This is a genomic window from Streptomyces sp. P5F9, assembly GCF_057961495.1.
On record NZ_JBXVPZ010000359.1, the window covers coordinates 1 to 10245 of the forward strand.

A 10245-nucleotide genomic window follows, 5' to 3' on the forward strand; every position below is an offset into this window, starting at 1 on the left:
CCATGTCGTACGACGGAAAGGCCCCCTCCTCAAGCCCGGCCGGCGCACCCCCCGGCGGCAGATACAGCACCCGCTGCCCGTCGGGTCCGGTGACGGCGTACCCGGTACCGGGCCCGTCCATCGCCACCGCCCGCACCCGATGCCCCGTCAACAACGCCAGCTCCCGCCCGTCCGGCACCCGCCCCGGCTGCGGCAGCCCCGCGGGCACCTCCACCGCCGGCCCGTCATGCGGATGCGACAACAACACCTGCCGCACCCCACCGAGCGAATGCCCGGCCCGAGCAGCGGCAAAGGCGGCCCCCGGCGTCAGATCGAGCAACAGCGTCCCGTCCACGAGCACGGCGGTAGCGGCCCGAGCATCCACCCCGAGCGAAACGGCACAGGCAGCACAGGGACAGTCGAGGCGGGGGAGCCCCGCGGGGGCACCGGTACCGAGCAGAGTGAGTTCCACAGGTTCGATTTTCACCGGTCACTGATAGACACGCGCGGCCGAAACCCCCTAAGGGGCGCGGGGCTGTGACATCTGCGGCTCCGCCGCGGGGCGCGACAAGCCCCCACCGGGCCCGCAGACGACGAACTTCCGCAACATGATCACAACTAACCCAGCGGAGCGCATACGCTGCTGGTCTGCATACGCTAAGCCTCGGGAGGCGTACATGGCGGCATGGATCTGGCGGTTCGAGAAGTCCGACGGGACCGAGGTCGAACCCGCGGTCACGCCGGAGGAGTTCACCACACAGGGCGACGCGGAGTCCTGGCTCGGCGAGATCTGGAAGGAACTCGTCGCGGGCGGCGCGGACCAGGTGTTCCTCTTCGAGGACGGCACACAGATCTACGGCCCGATGAGCCTGCACGCCGAGGACGCGTAACCCGCCGTAGACCACATGGGGGCGGCCGGAGAAGTACCGGCCGCCCCGTCCCGTTCCTGAGCCGGGCCGGGCTACTGCTCGCCCAGCGTCACGTCGACCTTCTTCGACGCCCCGTTCCGCGAGTACGTCACCGACGTCTTCTGCCCCGGCTTGTCGGACGCCAGCGCCTCCGACAACGAGGTGATCGTAGTGATGTCCGTGTCACCGACCCGCGTGATGATGTCACCGGCCTGGATACCGGCCTTGTCCGCGGCCCCGCCGCTCTTCACCGCGACCACGGCGACCCCAGCCGCCTGATAACTGGCGTCGACGACCGTACGTCCGGTGATGCCGAGGGCCGCCCGCCCCGAGTCGGTGACCTTGCCGTCCTTGACGATCTGGTCGGCGACCGTCCTGACCATCGAGGAGGGAATCGCGAACCCGATCCCCGGCGCCGCGCTGCCCCCGAGGTCGGGATCGGTGGCGGCAAGGGTCGGGATGCCGATGACCTGCCCGTTCAGATTCACCAGCGCGCCCCCGCTGTTGCCGGGGTTGATCGCGGCCGAGGTCTGCACCATGTTGGCGATGGTCGCGCCCGTACCGCCGCCGGTGCTGCCCTCGCTGACGGTCCGTCCGGTCGCCGACACGATGCCCTGCGTCACGCTGGACGACAGCCCCAGCGGCGAACCCATGGCGAGGACGATCTGCCCCACCGCGACCTTGGAGGAGTCCGCGAAGGTCGCCGCCTTCAGCCCGTCCGGCACCTTGTCCAGCTTGACGACGGCCAGGTCCTGCTCGGGGTAGGAGTAGACGAGCCTGGCGGTGAGCACGTCCTCGCTGTTCGCGGTGGTCACCTTGAACGTCTTCTCGTCCCCGACGACGTGCGCGTTGGTGACGATGTGCCCCTGGTCGTCGTACACGACCCCCGACCCCAGATCACTGCTGGCCTGGATCTGCACGACCGACGGCAGGACCTCCTTGATCACCTTCAGGTAGTCGCTCTGCAGGTCGCCACTCGACATCGGTACGGCGGCCTCGGCGGCCTGCGTGGTCGAGCCGTCCTTCTTCGAGGAGGCCGACGAGGACCCGGAGTCGGAACATCCGGCGACCAGCGCGAGCGAACAGGCGAGACCGGCGAGGAGAGCGACCGGCCGCAGGGCACGGATACGAGTGCGGGTACGGGAGGAGTCCATACCGCGAGTGTCTCTTTGGGGTGAATATCCGGCTTGTACTGCTGACCCGAACGGGCCCCCGGGGGAAGGGGCGCGTGCTCAGCCCCGCACGCCGCACAGATGCAGCAGCGCGGCCACCGCCCGGTATGGATCGGTCCGCCCGGCCCGCTCCTCGGCGGCCAGCAGCGGCTCGACGTCCGCCGGGATCTCGGCCCCTTCCGGAGCCGTGTCGGTGAAGACCCGCACGCCGTACCAGGACTGCAGCGGCGCCCCGATCCCCGCCAGCGTCGCCGTCAGGGTGTCCAGCCGGTCCGCCCGCGCGTCGACACCGAGCCGGTTGCGGTACGCGGTCGAGTCGAACGCGGCCGCCGTGGATGCCCAGTCCCAGGACAGCCCGGGCCGCATGGCCAGCGCGTCGGCGTTCCGCACGAGCAGCGACAGCAGCCCGCCCGGCGCCAGCATCCGCGCGAGCCCGGCGAGCAGCGGATCGGGCTCGGACACGTACATGAGTACGCCATGACAGAGCACGACGTCGAAACTGCCCGGCAGGAAGTGCACGCCCGTGTCCCGGCCGTCGCCCTCGATGATCCGCACCCGCTCCCGGATGCCCTCGGGCTCACCGGACAGGGCGTCGCGGGCCGCGGCGACCATCTTCGGCTCCTGTTCGAGCCCGGTCACCTGATGCCCGGCCCGGGCCAGCCGCAGCGCCTGCGTGCCCTGGCCCATCCCGACGTCGAGCACCCGCAACCGCTGCCCGACCGGATACCGGCTGGCTATCTGCTCGTCGAGCTGCCGGGCCACCAGCTCCTGTCGTACGACATTCCGCAGCCCGCCCAGCCTGCTCAGCCAGGCGTCCGCCGCGCCCCCGGAGAAGGAATCCGCGCTCAGGGCCGCTCTCCGCGCTTGACTTGCGGCTTCGGCAGCCGGAGTCGACGCATCTGGAGGGAGCGCATCATGGAGTACCAGACCGTGCCCTTCGTGTTCTGGCCCGGGAAGCGCTCGGCGAGCAGCTTGCGCAGCCGGAACACGCTCCAGAAGGAGTCGACCACGATCAGCACGATCACCACGAGCCACAGCAGCAGCGCGATGTTCTGCAGCGCGGGGAGCTGCACCACGCTGAGCACGAGGATCACCACGGCCAGCGGCAGGAAGAACTCGGCGATGTTGACGCGCGAGTCGATGTAGTCGCGCCCGAACTTGCGGATCGGACCCCTGTCACGGAGGGGCAGATCCCGCTCGTTGCCACGGCCGGACAGCGCCTGGCGCTGCCTCTCCATCTGCGTACGCCGCTCGTCGCGCTGACGCTTGGAGGCGTCCTTGCGCGTCATCGAGGTGTTGGCGACGCTGCGGCGCTGAGTCTGGGACTCACTGCGCTTGGGCGTGGGCCGACCCTTCGGGGCCTGAGGGTCTCGGGGCATTGTGGAGTCGGTCAGCGACACCTTGTCGGTGGACGCTGCCTTCTCTTCCTTGGCGCGGCTACGGAACACAAAACCCAAGGGTAAGGGGTGAATGGGGTTGGACCCCAGCCCTGTGGGGAACGATCCGGCAACACCGCTCGTCTGTAGGGGGACAGAGAAGGACGTCATGAGCGGGTCCTGCCAGGGGAGCACCTACTCCTTACGCCGGATCAGGACCGCGGTCAGTCGTCCTTGGGGATGAGCGCATCCGTCCCCGAACAGTGCGGTAATGGATGCAGGGCCCGTACTGTGGGTTCTGTTGCAGTCGCTGGAGCTGGAGTCCGTCAGAAGGGGGCGCGCGAAGCCCATGAGCGGTGTCATGAAGCGTATGGGGATGATCTTCCGCGCGAAGGCGAACAAGGCCCTTGACCGGGCCGAGGACCCGCGCGAAACCCTCGATTACTCGTACCAGAAGCAGCTGGAGCTGCTTCAGAAGGTGCGCCGGGGAGTGGCCGACGTCGCCACCTCCCGCAAGCGTCTGGAGCTCCAGCTCAACCAGCTGCAGTCGCAGTCCTCGAAGCTGGAGGACCAGGGCCGCAAGGCGCTCGCCCTCGGCCGTGAGGACCTGGCCCGCGAGGCGCTCTCGCGCCGGGCCGCGCTCCAGCAGCAGGTGACGGACCTGGAGACGCAGCACACGACTCTCCAGGGCGAGGAGGAGAAGCTCACCCTCGCGGCCCAGCGCCTCCAGGCCAAGGTGGACGCCTTCCGTACGAAGAAGGAGACCATCAAGGCCACGTACACGGCGGCCCAGGCACAGACCCGGATCGGCGAGGCCTTCAGCGGCATCTCCGAGGAGATGGGCGACGTGGGCCTGGCGATCCAGCGGGCCGAGGACAAGACCCAGCAGCTCCAGGCCCGCGCCGGCGCGATCGACGAGCTCCTCGCCTCCGGCGCCCTGGACGACCCGACCGGCATGGCCAAGGACGACATCCAGGCCGAGCTGGAACGCCTGTCCGGTGGTACGGATGTAGAGCTGGAACTCCAGCGCATGAAGGCGGAGCTGGCCGGCGGTTCGTCTGCTTCCCAGCAGGCGATCGAAGGCGGCAAGGACCAGTCGCAGTCCTCGTCGCAGCCGCAGGACACCCCGCGTTTCGACAAGCAGTAGGCCCACGCCTGAGGAGGGCGACATGATCGTACGGATCATGGGGGAGGGGCAGGTGAGGCTGGCCGAGAGCCACCTCACCGAGCTGAACAAGTTGGACACCACCCTCCTGACGGAGGTCCAGAACGGCGACGGCCCGGCCTTCCGCCAAACCCTCCAGGCCCTCCTGGCAAAGGTCCGGGAACTGGGCGAGCCCTTGCCGGACGACTCCCTGGAGCCGTCGGAGCTGATACTCCCGGCCCAGGACGCAACCCTGGAGGAGGTCCGGGACCTGCTGAGCGACGACGGTTTGATCCCGGGGTGACGGTTTCTTCGCCACGCCGGTCGGCACCATTCAGCCCGTCCGGCGTTTGAGGACGAGGCCGTTCAGGCCGAAGCGGGGGTCTGGGGGCGGCAGCCTCCAGTACGGGGTCACCCCAGCACCGGTCACTCACAAGGAGACGTACCGTTGGCCCCCGTTCCGCCCCCGGCAGGGACCCGCACCCTGGACCGCGCCCGCTGCCAGGCGAAGGCGCACCCCTCGGCCCTGGACGCGGCCCTCGCCGCCGCGGTGCTCGTCTGCATGGTCGCCGGTTCCTTCGTGGACCCCCACGGGGACAACGGCGTGAGCTGGGGCCTCCGCACCCCCGCCCCCCTCAGCCTGATCCTCATGGCGGTCGGCGCCGCCGCGCTGGTCAAACGCCGCCGCGCCCCCATGCTGGTGCTCGCCGTCACCGCGACCGCCTCCCTCATCGAGAGCGTCACCAGCGACCCCCGCGCCCCGGTCGCGATGTCCGCCGTGGTCGCCCTGTTCACCGTCGCCGTCACCACCGACCGCTCGACGACCTGGCGCGTCGCCCTGCTCACGATGACCGTGCTGACCGGCGCCGCGATGCTCGGCGGCCCCCTGCCGTGGTACGCCCAGGAGAACCTCGGCATCTTCGCCTGGACCGGCATGGCGGCCGCCGCCGGCGACGCCGTACGCAGCCGTAAGGAATTCGTGCACGCCATCCGTGAGCGCGCCGAACGGGCCGAACGCACCCGCGAGGAGGAGGCCCGCCGCCGGGTCGCCGAGGAACGGCTCCGCATCGCCCGCGACCTGCACGACGTGGTCGCGCACCACATCGCCCTGGTCAACGTCCAGGCCGGAGTCGCCGCGCACGTCATGGACAAGCGCCCCGACCAGGCCAAGGAGGCCCTCGCGCACGTACGTGAGGCGAGCCGCTCCGCGCTCAACGAACTCCGCGCCACCGTCGGCCTGTTGCGCCAGTCCGGCGACCCCGAGGCCCCCACCGAACCGGCCCCGGGCCTCGACCGCCTCGAAGAGCTCGCCGGCACCTTCCGCAGCGCCGGCCTCCAGGTCGAGGTCGCCCGCGCGGACAACGGCACGACTCTCCCCGCCGCCGTGGACCTGGCCGCCTACCGCGTCATCCAGGAAGCCCTCACCAACGTGCAGAAGCACGCCGGCACGGAGGCGAAGGCCGAGGTGAGTGTGGTCCGGGTGGGCCCGAACGTGGAGGTCACCGTCCTCGACAACGGCTCCGGCGAGGACCAGGACCCCGACTCCGGCGGCGGCCACGGCCTGCTCGGCATGCGCGAGCGCGTCACCGCCCTGCGCGGCACCCTCACCACCGGTCCCCGGTACGGAGGCGGCTTCCGCGTGCATGCGATCCTGCCGGTCAAGACCCGCCCACGCGCCTCGGGGGACCCCGTATGACGACGATCCGTGTCCTGCTCGCCGACGACCAGGCCCTGCTGCGCAGCGCCTTCCGCGTACTCGTCGACTCCGAGCCCGACATGGAGGTCGTAGGGGAGGCGTCGGACGGCGCGGAGGCCGTGCGGCTGGCGAAGGAGGAGCGGGCCGACGTCGTGCTGATGGACATCCGGATGCCCGGCACGGACGGCCTCGCCGCGACCCGCATGATCAGCGCGGACCCGTCCCTGGCCCACGTCCGCGTGGTCATACTGACGACCTTCGAGGTCGACGACTACGTGGTCCAGTCCCTGCGCGCGGGCGCGTCCGGCTTCCTCGGCAAGGGCTCGGAACCGGAGGAACTCCTCAGCGCGATCAGGGTGGCGGCGGCCGGCGAGGCACTGCTCTCCCCGGTGGCGACCAAGGGCCTGATCGCCCGCTTCCTCGCCCAGGGCGGCGACCTGGACGACGACCACGACCCGGCCCGAGCCGAACGCCTCGACGCCCTCACCGTCCGCGAACGCGAGGTCCTCGTCCAGGTCGCCGGCGGCCACTCGAACGACGAGATCGCCGAACGCCTGGAGGTCAGCCCCCTGACGGTGAAGACCCACGTCAACCGCGCCATGTCCAAACTGGGCGCCCGCGACCGGGCCCAACTCGTCGTCATCGCCTACGAGTCGGGCCTGGTCCGGCCGCGAGTGGAATGACCCAGCGGGCTTACGGCAGCGCCAGCATCCGCTCCAGCGCCAGCTTGGCGAACGCCTCCGTCTCCTTGTCCACCTCGATGCGGTTGACCAGGTTGCCCTCGGCGAGGGACTCCAGGGTCCAGACCAGGTGGGGGAGGTCGATGCGGTTCATCGTCGAGCAGAAGCAGACCGTCTTGTCGAGGAAGACGATCTCCTTGCCCTCGGGCGCGAAACGGTTCGCGAGCCGTCGTACGAGATTCAGCTCGGTGCCGATGGCCCACTTCGAACCGGCCGGGGCCGCCTCAAGTGCCTTGATGATGTACTCCGTCGATCCGACGTAGTCCGCCGCGCTCACGACCTCGTGCTTGCACTCGGGGTGCACGAGGACGTTGACGCCGGGGATGCGGGCACGGACGTCCTCGACGGACTCCAGCGAGAAGCGGCCGTGCACCGAGCAGTGGCCGCGCCACAGGATCATCTTCGCGGCCCTCAACTGCTCAACGGTGAGGCCCCCGTTGGGCTTGTGCGGGTTGTAGAGGACGCAGTCCTCCAGGCTCAGGCCCAGGTCGCGCACGGCCGTGTTGCGGCCCAGGTGCTGGTCCGGCAGGAACAGGACCTTCTCACCCTGCTCGAAGGCCCACTCAAGGGCCCGCTCGGCGTTCGACGAGGTGCAGATCGTGCCGCCGTGCTTGCCCGTGAACGCCTTGATGTCGGCGGACGAGTTCATGTACGACACGGGGACGACCTGCTCGGCTATGCCGGCCTCGGTGAGCACGTCCCAGCACTCGGCGACCTGCTCGGCGGTGGCCATGTCGGCCATCGAGCAGCCGGCCGCGAGATCGGGGAGGACGACCTTCTGGTCGTCGCCGGTCAGGATGTCCGCGGACTCCGCCATGAAGTGCACACCGCAGAACACGATGTACTCGGCCTCCGGGCGCGCGGCCGCGTCCCGGGCCAGCTTGAAGGAGTCGCCCGTGACATCGGCGAACTGGATGACCTCGTCGCGCTGGTAGTGATGGCCGAGCACGAAGACCTTGTCGCCGAGCTTCTCCTTGGCCGCGCGGGCCCGCTCGACCAGGTCCGGGTCGGACGGCGAGGGCAGGTCACCGGGGCACTCGACGCCGCGCTCGCTGCTCGGGTCGGCCTCACGGCCGAGGAGGAGCAGGGCGAGGGGCGTCGGCTGAACGTCGAGTTCCTGGGTCTGGGCCGTGGTCACGACACGCACCCTTTCTGTTCTGCGGGCTGGGCCGGCCCGTTGGGAGGACGGCCCTTTTCGTCGAATTGACGTTATCTATCATAACTTCTTCACGTCAGTTTGACGATGCCCATAGCGTCGATGTGACATCAATCCCGGCAGCGTCCAGTGAGGGGCCTTGCGGGTGTGTGCGAGCATGGAAGTGAGAGCAGAAGAGATACAGGCGAAAAGAACGCCACCCGGCCCGGAATGAATCCGCGGCCACGCCGGTTGAAATGTCGGCAAGCAGTCTCCGTACAACCCGGGAGAGATGTAGATGTCCGTATCGGACGAGACCAGCACCGTCACCGACGGCATCCTTCTGTCCGACGCCGCCTCGGCGAAGGTCAAGGCCCTGCTCGACCAGGAAGGCCGTGAGGATCTGGCCCTGCGTGTCGCCGTCCAGCCCGGCGGCTGCTCCGGCCTGCGTTACCAGCTCTTCTTCGACGAGCGCTCCCTGGACGGCGACGTCGTCAAGGACTTCGGCGGTGTCAAGGTCGTCACCGACCGCATGAGCGCCCCGTACCTGGGCGGCGCCTCCATCGACTTCGTCGACACCATCGAGAAGCAGGGCTTCACGATCGACAACCCGAACGCCACGGGCTCCTGCGCCTGCGGCGACTCGTTCAGCTAAGCCCGGCTCCAGCCCCACAGAGGGCGACTGAGCAGAACGAAGGCGGCGGCCCCCTCCGACAGGGCCGCCGCCTTCGGGCGTTTCCGCCGCCCGTGCGGTCGTGGCTACCGGGCCAGTGAGGGTCCTGCCCCCACCTCGACCCTCTTCTCCACGGGGATCTTCGTGCCGTCCGGTCCCACGACGGACCTGTCACCGACCGGCGCCTTCAACTGCACGGTCTGGTGGTAGACCTTGGCGATCAGGACGCAGATCTTGTTCGGCCAGGGCGTGTCGGTCACGGTGACCGTCACCTTGTCCGAACTCTCCACGGCCGACACCTTGTAATCGGCGCAGACCCCGCCGGTGAAGGCCACGGTGAGGCTCTTCCCGTCGGTCGTGTAGCCGTCCGCCTTGATCTCGTGCGACGCCGCGCTGGACGTCGAACTCGGCGTAGGGGCAGGCGTGTTGGCCGAGGTCAGATACTTCGGGTCGATCGCCGGGTACGTCACGGTGAAACTGTCCTGCCCGCTCGCCTCCCGCGCCTCGAACAGCCAGGACGGCACCAGCGTCTGCCGCCCGTCCACGGAGTGCACGGCGAGCCCGAACACCGCGTGCTCGACGGTGGTCGAGGCCTGCGTCGGCGTAGCGGATGAGGCGGTAGACGACCCGCAGGGCGCCTCCAGCCGGTCCTTCAGCGGTACGGGGCTGGCGCAGCCGCCGATGCCCATGCGGTGGTCGGTCTTCGGCGCCGCGTTCATCAGGTCCAGCGTCTTCCGCGCGCTCAGCACGGGATAGACGTCACCCTTCATGGGCGCTGCCAACTCACCGCTCCCGCCGACCACTTCACCCTGGGCGCTGACGGTCAGCCCGGTGGTCCACCCGTGCGTCGGCAGCCCACCGATCACCGGCTCGGCGTTCACGACCCGCTGCGCGCCCATGAGTTGGCTCGCGTCGACCTTCGCGTCGTCCTGGCCGACGGCCTTGAGGATCGGGGCGGCGGCCTTCTTCGCCACGTCCGCGCTCACCGGGTCGGTGGCCGAAGTGCCGGGATCGTGCGTGCACTTGAGGGTGCCGCCGGTGCAGTCGTCGGTGCCGGGTGCGTAGCGGTTGAACGTCCACATGCCCGGCGCCGCCTTGTTCACCTGCAGACTCGGCCCGGTACCGTCCTGCCCGCCCACCTTCCAGAGCTGTCCCTCGGCGACCGGCGCCCCCGTGACCCCGAGCGCCTTCGCGAGCCGGCTCACCGCGTCCTTGCCGACCTCACCCTCCGGCGCGTAGACGGCGGCGGAGTCCGGCCCGTCGGGCAGACTCCCCGCGGCCCGGTACGTCTCCCCGTACGGATTCGGCTCCCCGGACGCGATCCCACTCGTACCACCCGACGCATACCCGTCGAGCGCGAGCGGCGGCGGAGTCCCGTCCGCACCGGACGCCGCGGACCCCGTACCTTCCCCCGAACCCCCG

The 10245-nt window shown here is 69.8% G+C and carries 11 protein-coding genes and 1 pseudogene; 6 read left to right on the top strand and 6 right to left on the bottom strand.

The window, feature by feature from the left end; genetic code table 11:
• Window positions 1-451: pseudogene (locus AC31A1_RS38100) on the bottom strand (bifunctional adenosylcobinamide kinase/adenosylcobinamide-phosphate guanylyltransferase); the annotation flags it as partial.
• A 205-nt stretch (window positions 452-656) separates the two neighbouring features.
• Between AC31A1_RS38100 and AC31A1_RS38105 the strand changes: the two are divergent.
• The gene (locus tag AC31A1_RS38105) at window positions 657-869 is read left to right on the top strand and encodes a hypothetical protein (protein ID WP_033284163.1); all 213 of its coding nucleotides are present in this window, start codon (window positions 657-659) and stop codon (window positions 867-869) included.
• A gap of 71 nt (window positions 870-940) precedes the next feature.
• On the opposite strand, the gene AC31A1_RS38110 is transcribed toward AC31A1_RS38105, so the two are convergent.
• The 3 genes from AC31A1_RS38110 to AC31A1_RS38120 form a co-directional block, all read right to left on the bottom strand.
• The gene (locus tag AC31A1_RS38110; RefSeq protein ID WP_489657671.1) at window positions 941-2041 is read right to left on the bottom strand and encodes a S1C family serine protease; all 1101 of its coding nucleotides are present in this window, start codon (window positions 2039-2041) and stop codon (window positions 941-943) included.
• Between the two features lie 78 nt (window positions 2042-2119).
• Complete coding sequence (locus tag AC31A1_RS38115; protein WP_489657672.1) at window positions 2120-2821, bottom strand: class I SAM-dependent methyltransferase; 702 nt, start codon at window positions 2819-2821, stop codon at window positions 2120-2122.
• A gap of 83 nt (window positions 2822-2904) precedes the next feature.
• Complete coding sequence (locus tag AC31A1_RS38120) at window positions 2905-3606, bottom strand: DUF3043 domain-containing protein (protein ID WP_489657673.1); 702 nt, start codon at window positions 3604-3606, stop codon at window positions 2905-2907.
• A gap of 178 nt (window positions 3607-3784) precedes the next feature.
• Between AC31A1_RS38120 and AC31A1_RS38125 the strand changes: the two genes are divergently transcribed.
• From AC31A1_RS38125 to AC31A1_RS38140, 4 genes are all read left to right on the top strand, one after another.
• Window positions 3785-4582: a PspA/IM30 family protein gene (locus tag AC31A1_RS38125; protein ID WP_489657674.1), complete on the top strand. Its 798-nt coding sequence runs from the start codon at window positions 3785-3787 to the stop codon at window positions 4580-4582.
• Window positions 4583-4604: 22 nt separating this feature from the next.
• Window positions 4605-4883 (top strand): PspA-associated protein PspAA, encoded by a 279-nt coding sequence (gene pspAA / locus AC31A1_RS38130; RefSeq protein ID WP_489657675.1) that lies wholly within the window; start codon window positions 4605-4607, stop codon window positions 4881-4883.
• Window positions 4884-5027: 144 nt separating this feature from the next.
• Window positions 5028-6275 carry a sensor histidine kinase gene (locus AC31A1_RS38135; protein ID WP_329248102.1) on the top strand — a complete coding sequence of 416 codons (1248 nt, stop codon included), beginning with the start codon at window positions 5028-5030 and terminating at the stop codon, window positions 6273-6275.
• On the top strand, window positions 6272-6958 hold the full coding sequence (locus AC31A1_RS38140) for a response regulator (RefSeq protein WP_489657676.1): 687 nt from the start codon (window positions 6272-6274) through the stop codon (window positions 6956-6958). Before AC31A1_RS38135 ends, AC31A1_RS38140 begins: the two co-directional genes overlap by 4 nt.
• Before the next feature lie 10 nt (window positions 6959-6968).
• Here AC31A1_RS38140 and nadA read toward each other — a convergent pair whose 3' ends face one another.
• Window positions 6969-8153, bottom strand: a complete 1185-nt coding sequence (nadA, locus tag AC31A1_RS38145) for a quinolinate synthase NadA (RefSeq protein WP_489657677.1) — start codon at window positions 8151-8153, stop codon at window positions 6969-6971.
• A gap of 295 nt (window positions 8154-8448) precedes the next feature.
• On the opposite strand from nadA, the gene AC31A1_RS38150 reads away from it, so the two are divergent.
• Window positions 8449-8805: a HesB/IscA family protein gene (locus tag AC31A1_RS38150; RefSeq protein ID WP_489657678.1), complete on the top strand. Its 357-nt coding sequence runs from the start codon at window positions 8449-8451 to the stop codon at window positions 8803-8805.
• Window positions 8806-8909: 104 nt separating this feature from the next.
• On the opposite strand, the gene AC31A1_RS38155 is transcribed toward AC31A1_RS38150, so the two are convergent.
• The coding region (locus AC31A1_RS38155; protein ID WP_489657679.1) for a hypothetical protein at window positions 8910-10245 on the bottom strand (1336 nt) is incomplete at its 5' end.

Bases quoted from the DNA above. Each gene is read 5' to 3' on its own strand.
- AC31A1_RS38105 (WP_033284163.1), top strand. From the start codon at position 657: ATGGCGGCATGGATCTGGCGGTTCGAGAAGTCCGACGGGACCGAGGTC.
- AC31A1_RS38110 (WP_489657671.1), bottom strand. From the start codon at position 2,041: ATGGACTCCTCCCGTACCCGCACTCGTATCCGTGCCCTGCGGCCGGTC.
- AC31A1_RS38120 (WP_489657673.1), bottom strand. From the start codon at position 3,606: ATGACGTCCTTCTCTGTCCCCCTACAGACGAGCGGTGTTGCCGGATCG.
- AC31A1_RS38125 (WP_489657674.1), top strand. From the start codon at position 3,785: ATGAGCGGTGTCATGAAGCGTATGGGGATGATCTTCCGCGCGAAGGCG.
- pspAA (WP_489657675.1), top strand. From the start codon at position 4,605: ATGATCGTACGGATCATGGGGGAGGGGCAGGTGAGGCTGGCCGAGAGC.
- AC31A1_RS38140 (WP_489657676.1), top strand. From the start codon at position 6,272: ATGACGACGATCCGTGTCCTGCTCGCCGACGACCAGGCCCTGCTGCGC.
- AC31A1_RS38150 (WP_489657678.1), top strand. From the start codon at position 8,449: ATGTCCGTATCGGACGAGACCAGCACCGTCACCGACGGCATCCTTCTG.